Annotated in this window: 20 protein-coding genes; 15 read left to right on the forward strand and 5 right to left on the reverse strand. The window is 61.0% G+C overall.

The genetic code is table 11. The features are described 5' to 3' along the window. Positions 1-8: 8 nt before the first annotated feature. The 13 genes from guaB (at position 9) to soxZ (ending at position 13,239) form a co-directional block, all read left to right on the forward strand. Entirely contained in the window at positions 9-1,472 is a 1,464-nt protein-coding gene (gene guaB, locus MAIT1_RS16120) for an IMP dehydrogenase (protein WP_085444574.1), read from the forward strand. A 700-nt stretch (positions 1,473-2,172) separates the two neighbouring features. After that, complete coding sequence (gene guaA, locus MAIT1_RS16125; RefSeq protein WP_085444575.1) at positions 2,173-3,732, forward strand: glutamine-hydrolyzing GMP synthase; 1,560 nt, start codon at positions 2,173-2,175, stop codon at positions 3,730-3,732. A 38-nt stretch (positions 3,733-3,770) separates the two neighbouring features. Then, on the forward strand, positions 3,771-4,199 hold the full coding sequence (locus tag MAIT1_RS16130) for a putative iron-sulfur cluster-binding metallochaperone (RefSeq protein ID WP_085444576.1): 429 nt from the start codon (positions 3,771-3,773) through the stop codon (positions 4,197-4,199). 155 nt (positions 4,200-4,354) lie between these two features. Then, the gene (gene rdgB, locus MAIT1_RS16135; RefSeq protein ID WP_085444577.1) at positions 4,355-4,999 is read left to right on the forward strand and encodes an RdgB/HAM1 family non-canonical purine NTP pyrophosphatase; all 645 of its coding nucleotides are present in this window, start codon (positions 4,355-4,357) and stop codon (positions 4,997-4,999) included. A 193-nt stretch (positions 5,000-5,192) separates the two neighbouring features. Next, positions 5,193-5,615: an adenylyl-sulfate reductase subunit beta gene (gene aprB, locus MAIT1_RS16140; RefSeq protein WP_085444578.1), complete on the forward strand. Its 423-nt coding sequence runs from the start codon at positions 5,193-5,195 to the stop codon at positions 5,613-5,615. 53 nt (positions 5,616-5,668) lie between these two features. Then, positions 5,669-7,591, forward strand: a complete 1,923-nt coding sequence (gene aprA / locus MAIT1_RS16145; protein WP_085444579.1) for an adenylyl-sulfate reductase subunit alpha — start codon at positions 5,669-5,671, stop codon at positions 7,589-7,591. A 99-nt stretch (positions 7,592-7,690) separates the two neighbouring features. Next, a complete protein-coding gene (locus tag MAIT1_RS16150; RefSeq protein ID WP_158089552.1) occupies positions 7,691-8,551 on the forward strand; it encodes a YkgJ family cysteine cluster protein in 861 nt (286 codons plus the stop codon). A 102-nt stretch (positions 8,552-8,653) separates the two neighbouring features. Beyond that, a complete protein-coding gene (locus MAIT1_RS16155; RefSeq protein ID WP_085444581.1) occupies positions 8,654-9,094 on the forward strand; it encodes an NUDIX domain-containing protein in 441 nt (146 codons plus the stop codon). A gap of 251 nt (positions 9,095-9,345) precedes the next feature. Further along, positions 9,346-10,038, forward strand: coding sequence for a DUF302 domain-containing protein (locus MAIT1_RS16160; protein ID WP_085444582.1), 693 nt, complete (start codon positions 9,346-9,348; stop codon positions 10,036-10,038). A gap of 170 nt (positions 10,039-10,208) precedes the next feature. Further along, entirely contained in the window at positions 10,209-10,853 is a 645-nt protein-coding gene (locus MAIT1_RS16165) for a c-type cytochrome (RefSeq protein WP_085444583.1), read from the forward strand. A gap of 45 nt (positions 10,854-10,898) precedes the next feature. After that, positions 10,899-12,179 (forward strand): FCSD flavin-binding domain-containing protein, encoded by a 1,281-nt coding sequence (locus MAIT1_RS16170; RefSeq protein WP_085444584.1) that lies wholly within the window; start codon positions 10,899-10,901, stop codon positions 12,177-12,179. A gap of 179 nt (positions 12,180-12,358) precedes the next feature. After that, on the forward strand, positions 12,359-12,826 hold the full coding sequence (locus MAIT1_RS16175; RefSeq protein WP_158089553.1) for a thiosulfate oxidation carrier protein SoxY: 468 nt from the start codon (positions 12,359-12,361) through the stop codon (positions 12,824-12,826). 77 nt (positions 12,827-12,903) lie between these two features. After that, the gene (gene soxZ / locus MAIT1_RS16180; protein WP_085444586.1) at positions 12,904-13,239 is read left to right on the forward strand and encodes a thiosulfate oxidation carrier complex protein SoxZ; all 336 of its coding nucleotides are present in this window, start codon (positions 12,904-12,906) and stop codon (positions 13,237-13,239) included. Between the two features lie 479 nt (positions 13,240-13,718). Here the strand turns inward: soxZ and MAIT1_RS16185 are convergent, their stop codons facing one another. From MAIT1_RS16185 to ndk, 4 genes are all read right to left on the reverse strand, one after another. Continuing rightward, complete coding sequence (locus MAIT1_RS16185; RefSeq protein WP_085442222.1) at positions 13,719-14,762, reverse strand: IS110 family RNA-guided transposase; 1,044 nt, start codon at positions 14,760-14,762, stop codon at positions 13,719-13,721. Positions 14,763-15,091: 329 nt separating this feature from the next. Beyond that, positions 15,092-15,481 carry a VOC family protein gene (locus tag MAIT1_RS16190; protein ID WP_085444587.1) on the reverse strand — a complete coding sequence of 130 codons (390 nt, stop codon included), beginning with the start codon at positions 15,479-15,481 and terminating at the stop codon, positions 15,092-15,094. Positions 15,482-15,510: 29 nt separating this feature from the next. After that, a complete protein-coding gene (gene rlmN, locus MAIT1_RS16195; RefSeq protein ID WP_085444588.1) occupies positions 15,511-16,578 on the reverse strand; it encodes a dual-specificity RNA methyltransferase RlmN in 1,068 nt (355 codons plus the stop codon). A gap of 282 nt (positions 16,579-16,860) precedes the next feature. Continuing rightward, positions 16,861-17,289 carry a nucleoside-diphosphate kinase gene (ndk, locus tag MAIT1_RS16200; RefSeq protein ID WP_085444589.1) on the reverse strand — a complete coding sequence of 143 codons (429 nt, stop codon included), beginning with the start codon at positions 17,287-17,289 and terminating at the stop codon, positions 16,861-16,863. A 221-nt stretch (positions 17,290-17,510) separates the two neighbouring features. Between ndk and MAIT1_RS16205 the strand changes: the two genes are divergently transcribed. Together MAIT1_RS16205 and MAIT1_RS16210 are read left to right on the forward strand one after the other, a co-directional pair. Then, positions 17,511-18,368, forward strand: coding sequence for a hypothetical protein (locus tag MAIT1_RS16205; protein ID WP_085444590.1), 858 nt, complete (start codon positions 17,511-17,513; stop codon positions 18,366-18,368). Positions 18,369-18,394: 26 nt separating this feature from the next. Then, on the forward strand, positions 18,395-18,904 hold the full coding sequence (locus MAIT1_RS16210; RefSeq protein ID WP_085444591.1) for a DUF411 domain-containing protein: 510 nt from the start codon (positions 18,395-18,397) through the stop codon (positions 18,902-18,904). Between the two features lie 35 nt (positions 18,905-18,939). Here MAIT1_RS16210 and MAIT1_RS16215 read toward each other — a convergent pair whose 3' ends face one another. Next, positions 18,940-19,278, reverse strand: coding sequence for an STAS domain-containing protein (locus tag MAIT1_RS16215; protein WP_143814882.1), 339 nt, complete (start codon positions 19,276-19,278; stop codon positions 18,940-18,942). Positions 19,279-19,397 lie beyond the last annotated feature (119 nt).

The raw sequence follows: 19,397 nt of genomic DNA on the forward strand, positions 1-19,397 counted from the left end.
ATTGTGTCATGCGAGTGATCAAACAGGCGCTGACCTTTGACGATGTGCTGCTGCTGCCCGCGCACAGCAATGTCCTGCCCGGCGAGGTGGACATCTCCTCGCGACTGACCCGCAAGATCCGCCTCAATACGCCGCTGCTGTCGGCGGCCATGGACACCGTCACCGAAGCGCGCGCGGCCATCGCCATGGCGCAAGAGGGCGGCATCGGCATCATCCACAAGAATCTCACCCCCAAAGAGCAGGCCGACCATGTGCGGCAGGTCAAGCGCTACATCTCCGGCATGGTGGTGGAGCCGTGGACCATTGAGCCGCAGATGCCGCTCAAACAGGCGCTGGACCTGATGAAGAAGAACCATGTCTCCGGCGTGCCGGTGGTGGAGGCGGGGGGCAAACTGGTGGGCATCCTCACCAACCGCGACGTGCGTTTCGCCTCCGACAAGAACCAGCCGGTGGAGGAGTTGATGACCGGCGGCGACAAGCTGGTGACCGCGCCCCAGGGCGTGGAGATGTCCGAGTGCAAGAAGCTGCTGCACCAACACCGCATTGAAAAGCTCCTGGTGGTGGATGAGAACTACCACCTCAAGGGTCTGATCACGGTCAAGGACATCGAGCAGATTCAGGCGCATCCCATCGCCAGTCGCGACGATTCTGGCCGTTTGCTGGCGGGCGCCGCGGTGGGTGTGGGCAAGGACAATAAAAAGCGTCTGGCGGGTCTGGTGGAAGCCGAGGTGGACGTGGTGGTGATCGACACTGCGCATGGTCACTCCCAGGGCGTCATCGACATGGTGGCGTTCGCCAAGGCGGAGTACCCGGATCTGCAGATCATTGCCGGCAACGTGGCCACGCCGGGGGCGGTGAAGGCGCTGGCCGAGGCGGGCGCTGATGCGGTCAAAGTTGGCATTGGTCCGGGCTCCATCTGCACCACGCGCATGGTGGCGGGGGTGGGCGTGCCGCAGATCAGCGCCATTGCCGACTGCGCCGAAGAGGCCGACAAGCACGACATTCCTATCATTGCCGATGGCGGCATCAAGTACAGCGGCGAGTTGGGCAAGGCGATTGCGGCGGGCGCCTCCACGGTGATGTTGGGCTCGATGTTTGCGGGCACCGATGAGGCGCCGGGCGAGGTGTTCATCTATCAGGGCCGCAGCTACAAGACCTATCGCGGCATGGGCTCGTTGGGGGCCATGGCCAAGGGCTCCAAGGATCGTTACTTCCAGGGCAATGTGACTGACGCGCAGAAGTTGGTTCCTGAAGGGGTTGAGGGTCGCGTTCCCTATAAAGGTCCGATGCCGGTGATTATCCACCAGATGGTGGGGGGCTTGCGTGCGGCCATGGGCTATACGGGGTGTGGCGATATTGAGTCCTTGCGCAAGAATGCGGAGTTTGTGCAGATCACCAGCGCGGGGTTGAAGGAGTCCCACGTGCATGATGTGACGATCACCAAGGAGACGCCCAACTATCGGTTGGATTGATCTGGTCTCGGCACGCAATAAAAGCGTGTGCGGGAAAGCCAACGAGCCCACGCTGACTATTTGGCCGCCGACTGGTCGGCGGCGGGGTCTGGGGGTCGCGCCCCCAGCGGGGTTTGGGGCGGAGCCCCAAGGTTTGGTTTTTTGATTTGGCCGTTTCCCGAGCAGGAAAAAACGAGCCAGCATGCAGTGGCGAGAGAAGCGCGAAGCGTCGAGCTGGTAGATAAGCAAAACGGGAAACGGCGGTGAGCGATATGTCGGCGCAGCCGACAGGAGCGAATGCCGTAGAAATTTGCGCTAGGGAAAGCGAAAAAGTGTGTGCGTTCATTGGTTTGGGCTAAATAAGTTGAGCCTCTTTCCCGCAAACATTTTTTGGTTTTCCCGGGGCTTGAGTTCTACTGCATTCGCCGCCCTGCAGGCGACGGCGCTGACGCGCCTGCTCACTGCCGTTTCCCCGTTTTCCTTTCGAGTGGACGTTGCGTTTCGCGCTTCGTATTCTCCCCCTTGCGGGCTCGGAGTTTCTGCACGGGGAAAACGGCTAGAGACTAAAGACTAAGGGCAAAAGCCACACCGTGGGCGCTGCCCACACCCGCTGGGGGCAGCGGCCCCCAGACCCCGCCGTCGGCCAGCCGACGGCTAATTTACTCAGCGCTAGCGCCACCTTTGTCACGCAAACACTGGACGCCTTTAACCTGGACCCGCCATGACCGATTCGCTGCACGCCGAAAAAATCCTCATCCTCGACTACGGCTCGCAATACACCCAGCTCATCGCCCGCCGCGTGCGCGAAGCCAACGTCTATTGCGAAATCCACCCCTACGATATGTCCAGCGCCGATATCCGGGCGTTTGCGCCAAAAGGGGTGATCCTCTCCGGCGGCCACCAATCGGTCTACGATCATAACGCCCCCGAGCTTAACGAAACCGCCATGCAACTGGGCGCGCCCGTGCTGGGCATCTGCTACGGTATGCAGCTGCTATGTCGCCACGACGGCGGCACCGTCGCCCCCGCCGACCGTCGCGAATACGGTCGCGCGCAGATTCAGGCCGAGCAACCCACACCGCTGTTCGAAGGATTCCTCGATTCCGGTGAAACCACCGTGTGGATGTCCCACGGCGACCACGTGGAGATCCCCCCCGCCGGGTTCATCATCAACGCCAGCACCCCCAACGCTCCCGTCGCGGCGTTCTCCAATCTGGAGCGTCGTCACTACGGCGTGCAGTTCCACCCCGAGGTAAACCACACCGAAAATGGCGAACGCCTGGTGCGCAACTTCGTGCTGGATATCTGCGGCTGCCACGGTCTGTGGACCTCCGGCGGTTTCATCGACTACGCGGTGGAGAGCATCCGCCAGCAGGTGGGGCAGGATCGTGTGATCCTCGGCCTCTCCGGCGGCGTCGACTCCTCGGTGGTGGCGGCCCTGGCCCATCGCGCCATCGGTGATCAGCTCACCTGCGTGTTCGTGGATAACGGCCTGCTGCGCCTCAATGAAGGCGATCAGGTGATGCAGACCTTCGCCGAGAATATGGGCGTGAAGGTGATCCGCGTGGACGCCGAGGAGATCTTCCTGTCCAAGCTGGCGGGGGTCTCCGACCCGGAGAAAAAGCGCAAAATCATCGGCCACACCTTCATCGAAATCTTCGACGCCGAAGCGCACAAAATCGACGGCGCGCGCTGGCTCGCCCAAGGCACCATCTACCCCGATGTGATCGAGTCCGCTGGGGCCAAGACCAAAACCGCCACCAATATCAAGTCCCACCACAACGTCGGCGGCCTGCCCGAGGAGATGAATCTCAAACTCCTGGAGCCTCTGCGCGAGCTGTTCAAGGATGAAGTGCGCCAAGTGGGGTTGGAGCTGGGGCTGCCGCGCAAAATGATCATGCGCCACCCGTTCCCCGGCCCCGGTCTGGGGGTGCGCATCCTCGGCGAAGTGAAAAAAGAGTACGCCGACCTGCTGCGTCTGGCCGACGATATCTATCTGGAGGAGCTCTACGCCTCCGGCCACTACGACCGCATCTCCCAGGCGTTCGCGGTGTTCCTGCCGGTCAAGAGCGTCGGCGTGATGGGCGATGGCCGCAGCTACGACTATGTGGTGGCCCTGCGCGCGGTGGAGACCAAGGACTTCATGACCGCCACCTGGTACCCCATGCCGTATGAACTGTTGGCGCATATCTCCAGTCGTATTATCAATGAGGTCAAAGGGATCAATCGCGTCACCTATGACATCACCTCCAAGCCGCCCGGCACCATCGAGTGGGAGTGATCTCGGGGCGTCGGAGCCACTCTTGATGAGAGCCTGACATGGGACAGTGCTGTTCGTCTGCAAATAAGAACGCAGTAGGCCAGGAGCCGCGCCATTGTCCCCTGTGTGGGGACCATGGCCACCCGGTCTCAGTCCGCACCATCCGTCATCACATCAAGACGGCGTGGAATTGGGCTCCTCTGTCCAATAATCGCTACTATTTTTGCGATAATGGGGCCTGCGAAGGGGTCTACTTCGGCGCCGACGACAGCGTGATTCGGCTTGAGCAAGTGCGCGACCACATGGCGGTGAAACTGCGGGATGGTCGCGCGCTGTTCTGCTTCTGCTTTGGCGTCTCACGAGCCGATTTCGAGCATCATCCCACCATCCGCGACTTCATCCGCCAACAGACGCAAGAGGGGCAGTGCTCCTGCGAAACCAGCAGCCCGCTGGGGCGCTGCTGTCTGAAAACCCTGCCTGACGCCTAACCACGCGCGTCGTCCCTTGCCATCAAATCGCCACACACTCCCGGAATACTCCTGAAAGGCGCCTTTTCTTGACTCCTTCTGCGGTGGCGCTCATTATCGGAATGGTTCCCATGAATTTCGATAATTATTCGACAAATCAATAGGCGAGGCTGCCCGTGAAGGTCCTTCTGGCGACACGCAACCGCAAGAAGATTGAAGAGATGCGCCGCATGTTGGCGCCGTTCGGCTGGGAGCCGGAGGGGTTGGACGCCCACCCCGACGCCCCCGAGGTGGTGGAGGATGGCGACACCTTCGCCGCCAATGCGCTGAAGAAGGCGCGTGAGATCGCCCGTCACGCTGGCTGCCTGGCGCTCTCCGACGACTCCGGCCTGGAGGTGGATGGGCTGGATGGCGCGCCGGGGGTCTACTCCGCCCGCTATGCCGGGGAGGAGGCCGACGATCAGGCCAATCTGAATAAGCTCATCGACGAGGCTAAGGATTTTGACGAGCGCCAGCGCCGCGCCCGTTTTCGCTGCGTGCTGGCGCTGTGCGACGCCGAGGGGCGGTCGCGTCTGTTCGATGGAACCGTGGAGGGGCGCATCACCGATGAGCCTGCCGGGGAGAATGGCTTTGGCTATGACCCGGCATTCATCCCTGATGGGTATGATCGCACCTTTGCGCAGATGAGCGGCGCCGAGAAGGATGGCATGAGCCATCGTGGACGGGCGCTGCGGGCGTTGGTTGAGGCGGTCAAATTGGCGGGGGTAAGCCACCGCTGGCCTAGCGTCATTTGCTGTTTAGAGCGTGTGCGCGGAGTTTGAATAAACGCACAGAGTTGCTTGCGAGTACGAAGCAAAACTAACGGGGGTCAAGGGGAATCGGGATTTGTCCCAATTGGCCTTGCGGGTCCAGGGCGGCGTCCTGGCGGGTTGAGGGCGGAGCCCCAATATCTTTAAGCTCACCCAGCCCGCTGTATTTTTTCTGTCCAGGAAATGACGTCCCAAGGAGGTTGTCATGCCCAGCTATGTACTGAGCGACAGATGCGACGGCTGCCAGGGGCGCGAACCTGTCTGTGCGCAGATCTGCCCCAGCGACATCATGACGCTGGACCCCGAACACAATCGCGCCTTCAATCGCGAGCCGGATGCCTGCTGGGAGTGCTATAGCTGTGTGAAGAGCTGTCCGCAGCAGGCGGTGGAGGTGAGCGCCTGCGCCGATGTTGTGCCGCTGGGCGGGCGCGTTTTCCCACAGTGTGACGAGGACTCCGTTACATGGTCGGTGCAGCTGCGCAACGGCGTGAATAAACAGTTCACCTATCCCACCCGCACCATCGCCGAGGGCGCCATCGCCCCCTATGCGGGCAAACCGCAGGCGGATCTGTCCAAAATCGACCAAGCCGGATTCTTTACCACCGTCGGCAAGCTGCCCACGCCCTGAGCGGCGCGGCCTTGTGACTGTGTGACGCCATCGCGCGGCAAAGGGAGTGAGAGATGGGCAATCTGGCCAACCCTGAAATCGTTCAAATCGACACCGACATCCTCATCATCGGCGGCGGTATGGCCGCATGCGGCGCCGCCTACGAGGCGCGCGCCTGGGCCCCCGAGGGGATGCGCATTCTGCTGGTGGACAAGGCGGCGCTGGCGCGCTCCGGCGCGGTGGCCATGGGGCTTTCCGCCATCAACGTCTATCTGGGCGATGAGGATCCCGCCGACTACGCGCGCATGGTGGCCAACGACCTCATGGGCATCACCCGCGACGACCTCACCTACGACCTGGGGCGTCATGTGGACGACTCGGTGCACCTGTTCGAGGAGTGGGGGCTGCCGATCTGGAAGCAGCCCGGCGATGAGGGCAAATCTCTACGTGAAGGCGGTCAGCCGGTGCGCTCCGGCCGTTGGCAGATCATGATTCACGGCGAGTCCTACAAACCCATCGTCGCCGAGGCTGCGCGCAAAGCGTTGGGTGAGGAGAATATCCAGGAGCATGTGCAGATCGTCAAACTGCTCCTGGACGCCAACCATGACAACCGCATCTGCGGCGCCATCGGCTTGAGCGCACGCACCCATACGGTGTTCGTCTACACCGCCAAAGCGGTGCTGCTGGCGGCGGGCGGCGCTTCCAATATCTTCCGCCCGCGTGCGCTGGGCGAAGGCACCGGACGCACCTGGTATCCGCCGTGGAGCGCGGGCTCCACCTACGCCATGGCGGCGGAGGTCGGCGCCGAGTTGACCATGATGGAGAACCGCTTCGTGCCTACCCGCTTTAAGGATGGGTACGGGCCGGTGGGGGCGTGGTTTCTGCACTATCAGGCCAAGGCGACCAACTGCCGCGGCAACCTCTACATGACCACCAACCAGCATCTGCTGGATGACTATCCCCCCTACGGGCAGTCGGAGGTTCCCGCCACCTGTCTGCGCAACCATCTGATGCTGCATGAGATGCGCGATGGCCGCGGTCCCATCTACATTCGCACCGACACCGCCCTGCAGGCGCGCGCCCGACTGCATGAGGAGCAGGTGGGCCAGCAGCGCGCGCAGGCGCTCAACGCCGAGTTGGAGGCCCATGCGTGGGAGGACTTTCTGGGCATGTGCACGCCCCAGGCCGGGGTGTGGGCCGGGGAGAACATCGAGCCCGAGAAGAGCCCCTCTGAATTGATGCCCACCGAACCCTATCTACTGGGCTCCCATGCGGGCTGCTGCGGTCTGTGGGTCTCCGGTCCGGCGGATATCGCGCCGCCGGAGTGGCAATGGGGCTATCGCTCCATGACCACGGTGGAGGGGCTGTTCAGCGCCGGCGATGGGGTGGGGGCCTCGGGGCACAAATTCTCCTCCGGCTCCCACGCCGAGGGGCGCATCGCCGGTAAAGCGATGGTCAAATACTGCCTCGACCACGCCGATTTCACCCCCACGCCGCAGCAATCGCCCGCACAGTGCGTCGATGCGGTCTACGCGCCCGTGCGGGTCTATCTGGAAAATAAGGGCTACGCCACCAGCGATGCGGTCAATCCCCACTGGATCCGCCCCGATATGCTGCTCAAGCGACTGCAGAAGATCATGGATGAGTACGTGGGCGGAGTCTCCACCCAATATTGCGTCAATGACCAGATGATGCGCACCGCCATCGACAAGCTACAGCTCCTCAAAGAGGATGCGCGGCGGGTGCGGGCCAAGGATCTGCATGAACTGATGCGCGCCTGGGAGACCACCCATCGCATTCTGGTGGGTGAGGCCCATGCGCGCCATATGCTCTATCGCAAGGAGACGCGATACCCCGGTTTCTATTATAATATGGACCACAACTTCATCGATGAGCATAACTGGAAGTGCTTCGTCAACTCGAAGATCGATCCGACGACCGGCGAGTGGCGCTGCTTCCAGAAGGCGCACCAGGATCTGATTCCCAAGAGCCTGTGATCCTGGCGCGCGCAATCGTGGGCGCGCCGAACGCGCCCCAAAAGCCCAACCCTGATGCTTGTTCCGCAGAGCGGGGCGAGTGTGACAAGCGAGGCGAGCATGTCCAATGCAGACAAGAGCAAACCGGATCCCGACCACCTCCATGAGCGTGCGCGTCTGAATATGCTGGATGAAGAGCTGCACGCCATGCCCGCGGAGTTGCTCGAGCTGCTGCACCCCACCAAGCTGGGCGCCGATGATCGCTTCCAGTTTGGCTGCCACCCCGGGGTCAGTTGTTTCAACGAATGCTGCAAGAATATCGAGATTGTGCTCACGCCTTACGATATGGTGCGACTGCGCAACCGATTGGAAGTCGACGCCGAGACCTTTCTGCACGACTACGCCACCCCCATGACCCTGCCCAAAGGCAAGCTGCCCATCGTCATCATCCGCATGGATCCGGAGAGCGGGCGCTGTCCGTTCAACAGCGACGCCGGCTGCTCTGTCTATAGCGACCGACCGGCGGCCTGCCGCAACTATCCGGTGTGTATGGCGCTGACGCATAAAGATGACGCCCATTCCAAACCCGAGTCGGTGGTGATTCACGAGACGTTCTGCCAAGGTCATCAAGAGCCGGGCCAGTGGACGGTGGCCGAATGGCGCAAGGACCAGGGCGCCGATGGCTACGATGCGCGCAATCAGGGCTGGATGGATATCATCGTGCGCCGCCGTGGGCAGGAAGGGGAGCTGTCGAGCGGGCTGCAAGGTCTGCTGGAGCTGTTCTTTACCGCAGGCGCCAATCCAGCGGAGTTCCGCAAGTTTGTGTTTCAATCCTCCTTCCTGTCGCGCTATCAGTTGGACCCCGATACCGAGGCGCGTATTCGGCACAACGACGAGGCGCTGATGGAATTCGCCTTCCAGTGGCTCAATGGCGCGTTGTTCGGCGACCAGGAGCAGCCTGAGTCGGAGGGCGACGCCTAACTGTCTTTCAGAGCGCTGGCCGGGTGTGAGGCGTCGCCCTCCGCCCGGCCAGCCGCCAATCCCAGGGCGCAGAGCGTCATCCCCCTTTTTTGAGGTCAAGTCATGATTATTCGCCCCTGTGGCGTATTGGTGGAGGCTGGGCGGCTTCTGGCCATGCGCTATGAGTATGGCGGTCAGGAGCGTTTCAATCTGCCCGGCGGCAATCTGGAGGCTGGCGAGGAGGCCCGCGACTGTCTTGAGCGGGAGTTTCTCGAAGAGTTGGGCCTGCGCGTGGAGGTCGGCGCTCTGCTGGCGACGCTGCAGACCAACGCCAATGGCCGCGATGTGCTGCATATGGTTTTTGCTGTGACGGCTCAGGGACCAATTGAACCGCATTTAAACCCCCAGGAGACCAGCGCCCTGGGGTGGTTGTGGATGGACGCCGAGTCGCTGGCGGACGCGGCGTTCTACCCCGCCACCCCTGCGGATTTGTTGCAACTGTGGGCGCTGCAAAAGTCTGGCGCCGTTGATCATTTGGGCCTGATTCACCAGCCCTGGCTGTAAAAAAAACATATCGGCCCATGAATCAATGAATACAGCGGCTTATTCCCTCTAATTTTTACAATTCTGTCACACGGGCGGCGGACGGCGTGTGAGGGGAGAGAATTCCTGCTTGAAATAGATGGGAACAATGGGGCAGTATAACCCGAATTTTTCGTTTAATATTATGAGATTCTAATACAGAGTCGACGGCGCTGCGGCGCGGTCTGAGACGAAAAAAGCCCCCCGCGGGCGTTGTCGCAAGAGAGGGTTCAATGGGGTTGATTCGGAATTTATTGGCGATCATCGGCTTGGTCGCCGTGATTTGTGGCGGTTATATGTATCAAAAGTATGGCGCCATGTTCGGCGTGGCCCAGCAGATGGCCCCGCAGATGGAGAAGCTGGCGCCGCTGATGGCCAAAGCCGGTCCGGCGATGGAGAAGTTCGCGCCGATCCTGGAGAAGCACGCCGACAAGTTCGCTGAGTTTGAAGAGGGCGCGCTGGATATGTACGCCGGTTTTGCCGACCGTCTGCTGTCGACCGGCGATCCGGGCGTGGCCATGATGTGGGTGAAAGAGGTGGACGAAGGCCTCTCTCCCGACGACGTGGTGGAGTCGCTTAAGAGCCTGGCCTCTTCGCGCAACTTCCTGTTTGTGGGCGAAGCGCCGTTCTATAAGCAGGTGAAAGCGGTTACCAATAAAGATTTCCGTTACGTCAATTTCCTCTCCTTCTGTGACGCCCGCGTGGGCGCCATGATGGCCGACTATCGCGACGCCTACACCGGCTTCATGCCGTGCCGCATTGCCGTGATAGAAGGCAAGGACGGCAAGCTGCGTCTGGTCTCCATGAATCTGGACATGATGATTCATGGCGGCAAGCCGCTGCCGCCGGAACTCAAGAAGGAGGCTCTGCGCGTGCGCAACGTCATTTGGGAGATGATGGAAGGCGCGGCGCGCGGCGATTTCTAATCTCGCCGCCGGGCGCTGGGGAGCGCCCAAAATTGATTGTATGTAGCGCCTTGATCCGAACATGCGTGGACAACAGCGGATCAAGTTATGGTTGCGGAGAGCGCGATGGAAATGGGCCGCGCTGGCCAAGGCCAAAACCTTTTGAGAATTTTCCTTATTGGGAGGGAGAGATGCATCTGAACAAGAAATCCCTGCTGGCTGTGGCCGGCGCAATGATCGCTGGAGGGGTGGCGATGAACGCCGATGAGGCGCGGGCCGACATGGCCTCGGGTCTGGCTATGGCTAACACCTGCGCCGGTTGTCACGGCACCGACGGCATGGCCAATGGCCCGGCCATGCCCAACATCGCCGGTCAACCCGCCAACTACCTGATCCCGGTGATGAAAGAGTTCCGTTCCGGCGAGCGTTACAGCACCATCATGGGCCGTATCGCCAAAGGCTACTCCGACGCCGAGATCGAAGCCCTCTCCAAAGCGGTGGCGGGCTGGAAATGGACCGGCGGCGCCGAGAACCCCAAACTTGCGATGAAGACCGGCGAGACCATCGCCATGGTCAAGCCCGCTCTGGCCGCCGAAGGCGAGAAGCTGGCCAAAGAGATGAAGTGCACCAAGTGCCACGAAGATGGTGGCAAGAGCACCGAAGACGACATGCCTCGCGTCGCTGGGCAGCATCTGGACTATCTTCTGTTCAAAATGGAAGACTACAAGGATGAGGCTCTGAAAATGCCCCAGCCCAAGAAGATGAAGAAGCGGATGGATAAAGCCAGCGCCAAAGAGCTGGAAGCCATCTCCCACTTCTGGGCCGCGAACAAGTAATCGCGCTGCAAGCGACACTCGAATACGTATCAGGAGGCAAATAGTATGTCTAAATTGACTCGTCGGAGTTTTGTCAAAGCCGCTGGCGGCGTCGCCGCGGTGGGCCTGGCCGGTTGTGGCGCTGCGAGCCCCAGCATTGCGGGCAACAAAGCCCAGGTGATCGTGGTGGGCGGCGGCTACGGCGGCGCGACCGCGGCCAAATACATTAAAAAAGCCGACCCCAATGTGTCGGTGATCCTCATTGAGCAGAACAAGCACTACTACTCCTGCCCGCTGTCCAACCCCGTGTTGGTGGGCATGCGTGACCTGGAAGTGCAGAAGTGGGGCTACGAAGGTCTGAAGAAGCACGGCATCACCGTGGTGCATGAGACCGTGACCGGCGTGGATACCGGCGCCAAGAAGGTCACCACCGCTGGCGGCGTGTTCTCCTATGACAAGCTGGTGCTCTCCCCGGGCGTCTCCTTCAATTATGACGCCATTGAGGGCTATGACGAAGCCGCCACCAAAACCATGACCCACGCCTGGAAAGCCGGTCCTCAGACCGCTATTCTGCGTGATCAGATCGACGCCATGAAAGATGGCGGCACCATGGTGTTGGTGGCTCCCCCCAACCCGTTCCGTTGCCCTCCCGGGCCCTATGAGCGCGCCAGCCTCATCGCCCACTACTTCAAAACCAAAAAGCCCAAGTCCAAGCTGATCGTGCTCGATCCCAAGGACAAGTTCTCCAAGTTCGGCCTGTTCCAGAGCGGCTGGGAGAAACTGGGCTATAAAGGCAAATATCTGGAGTGGGTGCCCGCCGGTGAAGGCGGCAAAGTGACCCGCGTTGACCCCAAAACCAACACCGTCTACACTGAGATGGATGAGTTCAAGGCCGATGTGGTCAACGTGATTCCGCCGCAAAAGGCCGGTAAAGTGGCCTTCCTGGCGGGCGTGGCCAATGACAAGGGCTGGTGCCCCATCGACTTCAAGACCTTTGAGTCGACCATGGCCAAAGATGTTTACGTGATCGGCGACTCCTCCGCCGCTGCGGGCCTGCCCAAGTCCGGCTACGCCGCCAACTCCGAAGCCAAAGTGGCCGCTGCGGCCATCATCGCTTCGCTGCAAGGCAAACCGGCTCCCATGCCCACCTACGTCAACACCTGCTACAGCATCCTGGCGCCCAACTACGGCATCTCCGTGGCTCTGGTCTCCACCCTCAAGGATGGCAAAATCACCAAGCTGTCGGGCGGTCTTTCGCCGATGGAAGCGACTCCCGCTTTCCGTCATCAGGAAGCCCTCTATGCCGAGAGCTGGTATCAGGCGATCATGAACGATACGTTCGCCTAACCGCTGTTTTGAGATTTGGATTTCGCGGGGCCGCAAGGCCCCGCGATTTTTCCCGGCATTACCCGGGAAGAGCAGTGAGTTGAGCCATTCTTTAGTTTGTTAGCCATCACCAGATGATTGACCCGCCGCGCGCAACGACGAGGGCGTCGAAGCGACGCGCGATGCTTATGGAGAGCGCTATGTCTGAATCGATGAAATCCGGTTTGACCCGTCGCAGCCTGTTTGGGGTGATGGGGAGCGTGGGAGTTGGCGCAGCCATGCTGGGCGCGTCCTCTCCGGCCCGCGCCGATGCGATTGCCGATCTGGTCGCCAAGGAGATGGGCACGGGACCCGCCGGGACCGGCAGCATCGCCCTGGGCGCGCCCGACAAAGCCGAAAATGGCGGTCTGGTGCGGATTCCCATCTCTGTGGATCACCCCATGGAGCCGGGCAACTACATTGAATCCCTGGGCGTGTTTGTTGATAACAACCCCAAGCCGTTGGTGGCCAAGTTCCGCTTCACCCCGGAGACCGGTACGGTGAACTTTGAGCTGCGCATCAAAATGGCCAAACCCTCGCCGGTGCGCGTGGTGGCCAAGAGCAACACCGGCAAGCTGATCCAGACCAGCAAGCATGTGGAAGTGGCGGCTGGCGGTTGCGCTGGTTGATCTGCGCGGTTAAGCGATCCAAGAACATGACGCGGCGACGCCACTGTCCGGCGAGCCTGCGGTAAGGAGCGAATAATATGGCGAATATCGGCAATCCCAAAGTGCGCGGTCCGCGCAAACCGGTGGCCAAAGACTCCATCGTCACCATCAAAACCATGATCAAACACCCCATGGAGAGTGGTCTGCGCAAGGACTCCGCCACCGGTGATCTGATCCCGGCGCACCACATTGTGCTGTTTGAAGCGGAGTATCTGGGGAAGAAGATTCTGTCGGCGGATTGGACCGGCGGCGTCTCCAAAAACCCGTTCTTCTCCTTCGATATGAAGGCCAGCGCCACCGGCGATGTGAAAGTGACCTGGAAGGACAACAAGGGCGGTGAGTGGAGCGAGTCGGCCAGCCTGACCGTCTCCTGATCTGCGCTTGCAGCGGGCCTGTTCTGCTGCAACTGGAGTGTAAGAGGGCCAACCTGTGGGTTGGCCCTTTTTTGTTGGGCTTAATCAACATGGGAAGCCAAAATCTGACTTTTGATTTGGAAGATATCGAGGGCTTTGCCCTCGAGCTCCAAAAAATCAAACCGTGGGCTCCGCCCATGTATGGTCCGCTCCGCCACGGCAAGAGAAAATGTCCACTGATGTGTGAGGCTTAGTCGCGCCCATGTATCCGGCCTGTTGATGAGGGGCTTGTCGCCCTCTGGCCCTGATGGAATTTGCGCGTGGCCCTCCTCAACACACCCTCGGCCTCTATGGGCCCTTGGGCGAAACAGGTTCTTGACCACGCAGGGCTATGCCGTTTCACGCCATCAATCTCGACTCTCTCTCGCAACCTGGCTGGTGGGATCTCTTTCTCTTTCCTTATCGGCCTGTTTTTCTTTTAGAGTTGTATTGCGCTCTCTCTACACAGCGGCGCTGGCCCCATAGGCCTCCTGCTTCACCAGCATCGCCCACGCGCTGCGCGCCATGCGGTTGGCCAGCGCCACCACCGCTTTATTCGCGCCGCGGCGTTCCGACACCGACACCACCCATTGGCTGCGGCGATCCGGCTTGTTTTCACACACGCGCAAAGCCGCCCGCGCCCCATGAATCAACAGGGTGCGAAGATAACCGTTTCCCCGCTTGCTGATCCCCGTCAGCCACGCCTTGCCCCCTGTGGAGTGCTGATTTGGAACCAACCCTATCCATGCCGACAGCTCCCGGCCATTCTTAAACGCCCGCACATCCCCCACCGACGCCAACAGCGCCGTCGCCGTGATCGGTCCCACTCCCGGGATCGTCATCAGCAATCGACACTGCGGCTCCGCCTTGGCCAGCGCCTCAATCTCACGCTCATATTTGCCGATGCGCTCATCCAAATGCGCCAGCTCATCGCGCTCATCCTCCAGAATTACGCGAAAATTGGCGCTCATTTCCGAGCTCTCATCACTCAAAATCAGCACAATCGCCCGCCGCGCCTGCTTGATGCTCTTGGGAAAGACAATCCCATACTCGGCAAGCAGTCCGCGAATCTGGTTCACCAACGCCGTGCGGTTCTTCACCGCCAGACTGCGCACCCGATGCAACGCTAGAATTTCTTGCTGGGCAACGCTTTTGATCCCCACAAAACGCATATTCGGACGCTGTACCGCTTCACATATCGCCTCAGCGTCCACGCTGTCGTTCTTGTGCCGCTTCACGTAGGGCTTCACATATTGCGGCGCCATCAAACGCACTTCATGCCCATATCCCTGAAATTTCCGCGCCCAGTGATGCGCGCCGCTACTGGCTTCCATCCCCACCAGGCACGGCGGCAGTTGCGCCATGAACTCCAGTAACTTATCTCGTTTCAAGCGCTGTTTCAGAACGCTCTTGCCGCGCGCATCGACGCCATGCAACTGAAACACGCTCTTGCCCAGATCAATCCCCAGTACCCGTACCTGTCCGTTTTCGATATGATTGCTCATGGTCCGCTCCGACTCCGTTTAGATGGAAAAACACATCACCATCTTGGCCCATTGCGAGGCCGTTTGGGTAGCGGAGCGGACCATTCCATTACACCCGCTGGGGTCGCGGACCCCAGACGATTCGGCAGGATTGCCGAATCGGACTCGCGCTAGCGAGCCTGGAGGGTGAGGGCCATGGATGGCCCGAATCACCCCGCCGCCGACCAGTCGGCGGCCCATAGTCAACGCAAGCTTCACCTGCGTCACGCACACATTTAGGCGCTCTGTACAATTCTGGATTGCAGTGACTGTGAAGTAACGCTGGATTGGCGACGCTGATTGAGCGACGTTCAAGCCGGGGCAGTCTGATTGCTGATTTCAATCAGGTTGCCGTCAGGGTCACGGAGATAGACGGAGAGGAGCGGACCACACGCGCCGGTGCGCCCGATGGGGCCCTCCTCAATGGCGATGTTCAAGTCCATCAGATGCGCAATCACCTCCTCCAATGGGGTGGTGGTGAGAAAGCAGAGATCCGCTGAGCCGGGGGTCGGCGTCAGGGCTTTGGGTTCGAACTCCGCGTTGTGCTGGTGCAGATTGATCTTCTGCTGCCCAAACGTCAGTGCGCGACGTCCAGCGCCGAAGGTGATCGCTTGCATGCCCAGCACGGAGACATAGAACGCTACGGTGACGTCGATGTCCGCCACGGTGAGCACCAGATGGTCCAGCCGCTCAATCTGCATGAGTTTCGTCTCCGTATGACGAAGCGTTTTTATTCCGATGGCGGTCGTCGCCGCGCCCCTTCCACGCTGCCTTTGAGCTGGCCGCAGGCGGCCAGGATATCCTCTCCACGGGAGTCGCGGATGACGGTGACAAAACCCGCTTCATGGAGTATGTGCTGGAACGCCAGAATACGCGCGCGCGGTGAGGGCGCATAGGGTACGCCGGGCCAGGGATTGAACGGGATCAGATTGATCTTGGAGGGGATGCCGCGCAGGAAGTGGGCGAAGAGGTGGGCGTCGGCGTCGCTGTCGTTGACCCCATCCAGTATCACATACTCCCAGGTGATGCGACGGCCTGACTTGAGCGGGTAGTCTAATGCGCCCTGACGCAGCGCGGCCAGATTGTATTTGCGATTGATGGGCACCAGTTCATCGCGCAGCTCGTCACGCACGGCGTGTAGCGACACCGCCATATTGACCCCCAGATCGTGACCCGCCTGGACCATTTTCGGAACCAATCCGGCGGTGGAGAGGGTGAGCTTGCGGGTGCCGATGCCCAGACCGGCATCATCGGTGATGATACGGCACGCCTGGGTGACGTTATCGTAGTTATACAGCGGCTCGCCCATGCCCATGAGGACGATGTTGGTGAGCTTCTTGTCGCGCTTGGCCAGTTCGGCGCGGGCGAACACCGCCTGTTGCACGATCTCCGCCGTGGTCAGGTTGCGGGCGAACCCTTGTGCGCCGGTATGGCAGAAGGGGCAGGAGAGGGTGCAGCCCACCTGGGAGGAGACGCACAGGGTGCCGCGCCCCTCTTCGGGGATGTAGACGGTTTCGATCTGCTGCCCGTCGGCCAGGGCCAGCAGCCACTTTTCCGTACCGTCCTGAGAGACGCGATGTTCGCTCACCGCCGGGCGCAGGGGCTCGGCCACGGCTTCCAGTTGCGCGCGGAAGGTTTTGGACAGATCGCTCATCTCCTCCACGCTCTCGGCCAGGCGCACGTAGAGCCACGACCACACCTGTTTGGCGCGGTAGGGTTTTTCGCCCCAGGAGACGAACAGATCGGCCATCTCCTGGCGGGTCAAAGCGTGCAAGCTGACGGGGGCGGTGGAAGTCATGGATTAACTAAGAGGTAAAGATGTTTGCGTGACGCAGGCAGAGCTTGCGCTGACTATGTGACAAATCGCCAGAGGCGATTTGTCGGGATTCTTAAGGGTCCATGACCCTTAAGCGGGGTGTGGGGCGGCGCCTCACGATTCGGCAGGATAGCCGAATCGGACTCGCGAAGCGAGCCCGCAGGGTGAGGGCCATGGATGGCCCGAATCACGGTGTGGCTGTTGATCTTGGGAGCTCGAGGGCGGAGCCCTCGATATCTTTCAGCATCCCAATATTTCACATATTTACGGACGGTCGCACAGTTCGAAAGCGTTGAAGAAGAAGGCGATCTCCTGCGCAGCGGTCTCGGCGGCGTCAGAGCCGTGCACGGCGTTGGCGTCGATGGAGTCGGCGAAGTCGGCGCGGATGGTGCCGGCGGCGGCCTCTTTGGGGTTGGTGGCGCCCATCACTTCACGGTTTTTGGCGATGGCGTTTTCACCCTCAAGCACCTGCGCCATGATGGGGCCGGAGCACATGAAGTCGCACAGATCTTTATAGAAGGGGCGCTCTTTGTGCACGGCGTAGAATTTGCCGGCGTCTTCGGCGCTCAGTTGCACCATTTTGGAGGCGACGATGCGCAGACCGGCCTTTTCAAAACGGCTGTAGATTTCGCCAATGACGTTTTTCGCCACGGCGTCGGGCTTGATCATGGAGAGGGTGCGCTCAACGGCCATCTTTCAAACTCCTCGAAGCTGGGGTAGGATATCGCTCTGCGCGCGAGCCCGTGGCGGAAGTTTTGACGCGGCGCGGGACGATTGTATCCCCGTATTGCGCGCGCGTCCCAAATTTCGTCAGGCCGCTGCATAAAAAAGGTGGGCAGGGTAGCAGACGCCCGCCCTCTACGCCAGGGCGGCGGCGCGCCCTTGCACGCTATTGTTCACCGGGGAGAGTTTTCATGCAATTCGTAAAGATCACATCGGCTGCGCTCATGGTTGCGGCGCTGCTGCCGGGCGTTGCCCGCGCCAACGATGACGCCTCGTGGTATGGCGGCAGTTTTTCCGCCGTGATCACCATGAGCAGCCCCAAAAACCCCAAGCAGAGCGCCAGCGGGCAGATCTTTGTGGGCGACGAGAAGCTGCGCGCCCAAGGCGTGGTGGGCGGCGAACAGCGCGCGGTGATTCTGGATGCGGCCAATAAGAAGATCTGGACCCTGGCGCCGGACCGCAAGCTGTATCAGGAGGGGATCTACGGCCCCATGCCGCCACGCCCGGACCGCGCCATGATGCCGTCGGACCCCAAGCATCCGCTGTGCGGCGCGGAAGCTGCGAAGAAGGGTGTGACCTGCGTGAAAGCCAAAAAGCCCGAGGCGGTGGGCGGCGTGCAGGCCGAACGCTGGGAGATCTCCATGATGGATCGCGGCGCCAAGCAGACCATGCGTCTGTGGGTGGATCCGTCGCGCAGCGTGGTGATTCAGCGCGAGATTCCCAACGGGCCGTTGATGACGCGGGTGTTGGAAGGGGTTGAACAGCTCAATGGCCGCGAGACCGAGAAGTGGCGTCTGGTGACGGCGTTTAATGGCAAATCCCGCGAGATGACCCAATGGGTGGACGTGAAGCTGCGCATGCCGGTGAAGGCGGAAGCCAATGGCGCGGTGACGCTGATGGTGAGCGATATCAAAGAGGGGGCGCAACCGGCCGAGCTGTTCACATTGCCTGCTGACTACACGCCTGCGACAAAATCCGCCCAGGGCGGCGCTCCGGCGCAGAAGCCGCAAGCGCCGCATGCCGCGCCAGGCGGACAGCGTTTCTATTAATCCTCTAAAAGAGGGGGCTTGCGCCGATGGCGGCATCGTCACACAAAGCAGCGGGACCCGCTTGGCGTCGCAGCGTCATCGCCATCGCGTTGGTGGCGGTGACAGCGGCGTTGGCGCTGGGTGTGCGGATGTTCGGCGCGCCGGCGCCAGAGGCGCAGGCCGCCGCCCAGATCATGGTGTACAAGTCGCCCACCTGTGGTTGCTGCGGCGCCTGGGCGCAGCATATGCGCGAAAACGGCTTCACCGTTGAAGAGCGTCCGGTGGCGGATATGGATGCGGTCAAGCAGCGGCTGGGTGTGCCCGATGCGGCGGCCTCCTGCCACACGGCGCAGGTGGGGGATTACCTGATTGAAGGGCATGTGCCCGCCGCCGATGTGAAACGCCTGCTGCGCGAGCGCCCTGCGGTGCGCGGTCTGGCGGCGCCCGGCATGCCCATGGGCTCGCCGGGGATGGAGACGCCGGGCGTGGCGGCGGAGCGCTATGCGGTGGTGACGTTTGATCGGGACGGGGTGACGGGCGTCTATGCGCGCCATTAAGCGTGTTGTGCGTCCTGCTTGGAGCGTGGTGCGGGTTATGCGGCCGACTTGCAGGCGTCACTGAGGGTGAATAGGCGGTGGAAGTTGGCCTTGATGAGCGTCTGTCGCACTCGAGGTTGCATGTTGCACAGCACCACCCGGGTGTGGTCTTCGCCGACCAGGTCCCGTAGCAACAGCAGCGCGCCCATGCCGGAACTGTCGATGCGGGTGGCTTTGCCCAGATCCACGCAGTAGCGCTCCGAGCCGTGGAGCTTTTTGATCAGGTGCACGAAGCTCGGCATGGTGCTGTAGACGAATTCGCCGCGCAGCGCAATCTGCGTGAGCTGGTGATCGTTGGTGACCTGAATGTCCATTTTGGCCTCTGGGATTTCCACCGGGGCAACCTCTCTGGATTCATACTTGATCAAAATCGTACAATGATCATGCCTGATAATTCAAACTTCCAGATGTTACGAAAGCGCTTTTTCGTGTTAATGGGTAAGCGGTTATGTAA

The organism is Magnetofaba australis IT-1 (genome assembly GCF_002109495.1).
Lineage (GTDB): Bacteria > Pseudomonadota > Magnetococcia > Magnetococcales > Magnetococcaceae > Magnetofaba > Magnetofaba australis.

What these genes read in the sequence shown, in the direction of transcription:
- guaB (WP_085444574.1), top strand. Translation starts at nt 9, where the DNA reads ATGCGAGTGATCAAACAGGCGCTGACCTTTGACGATGTGCTGCTGCTG.
- guaA (WP_085444575.1), top strand. Translation starts at nt 2,173, where the DNA reads ATGACCGATTCGCTGCACGCCGAAAAAATCCTCATCCTCGACTACGGC.
- MAIT1_RS16130 (WP_085444576.1), top strand. Translation starts at nt 3,771, where the DNA reads ATGGGACAGTGCTGTTCGTCTGCAAATAAGAACGCAGTAGGCCAGGAG.
- aprB (WP_085444578.1), top strand. Translation starts at nt 5,193, where the DNA reads ATGCCCAGCTATGTACTGAGCGACAGATGCGACGGCTGCCAGGGGCGC.
- aprA (WP_085444579.1), top strand. Translation starts at nt 5,669, where the DNA reads ATGGGCAATCTGGCCAACCCTGAAATCGTTCAAATCGACACCGACATC.
- MAIT1_RS16150 (WP_158089552.1), top strand. Translation starts at nt 7,691, where the DNA reads ATGTCCAATGCAGACAAGAGCAAACCGGATCCCGACCACCTCCATGAG.
- MAIT1_RS16155 (WP_085444581.1), top strand. Translation starts at nt 8,654, where the DNA reads ATGATTATTCGCCCCTGTGGCGTATTGGTGGAGGCTGGGCGGCTTCTG.
- MAIT1_RS16160 (WP_085444582.1), top strand. Translation starts at nt 9,346, where the DNA reads ATGGGGTTGATTCGGAATTTATTGGCGATCATCGGCTTGGTCGCCGTG.
- MAIT1_RS16165 (WP_085444583.1), top strand. Translation starts at nt 10,209, where the DNA reads ATGCATCTGAACAAGAAATCCCTGCTGGCTGTGGCCGGCGCAATGATC.
- MAIT1_RS16170 (WP_085444584.1), top strand. Translation starts at nt 10,899, where the DNA reads ATGTCTAAATTGACTCGTCGGAGTTTTGTCAAAGCCGCTGGCGGCGTC.
- MAIT1_RS16175 (WP_158089553.1), top strand. Translation starts at nt 12,359, where the DNA reads ATGTCTGAATCGATGAAATCCGGTTTGACCCGTCGCAGCCTGTTTGGG.
- soxZ (WP_085444586.1), top strand. Translation starts at nt 12,904, where the DNA reads ATGGCGAATATCGGCAATCCCAAAGTGCGCGGTCCGCGCAAACCGGTG.
- MAIT1_RS16185 (WP_085442222.1), bottom strand. Translation starts at nt 14,762, where the DNA reads ATGAGCAATCATATCGAAAACGGACAGGTACGGGTACTGGGGATTGAT.
- MAIT1_RS16190 (WP_085444587.1), bottom strand. Translation starts at nt 15,481, where the DNA reads ATGCAGATTGAGCGGCTGGACCATCTGGTGCTCACCGTGGCGGACATC.
- rlmN (WP_085444588.1), bottom strand. Translation starts at nt 16,578, where the DNA reads ATGACTTCCACCGCCCCCGTCAGCTTGCACGCTTTGACCCGCCAGGAG.
- ndk (WP_085444589.1), bottom strand. Translation starts at nt 17,289, where the DNA reads ATGGCCGTTGAGCGCACCCTCTCCATGATCAAGCCCGACGCCGTGGCG.
- MAIT1_RS16205 (WP_085444590.1), top strand. Translation starts at nt 17,511, where the DNA reads ATGCAATTCGTAAAGATCACATCGGCTGCGCTCATGGTTGCGGCGCTG.
- MAIT1_RS16210 (WP_085444591.1), top strand. Translation starts at nt 18,395, where the DNA reads ATGGCGGCATCGTCACACAAAGCAGCGGGACCCGCTTGGCGTCGCAGC.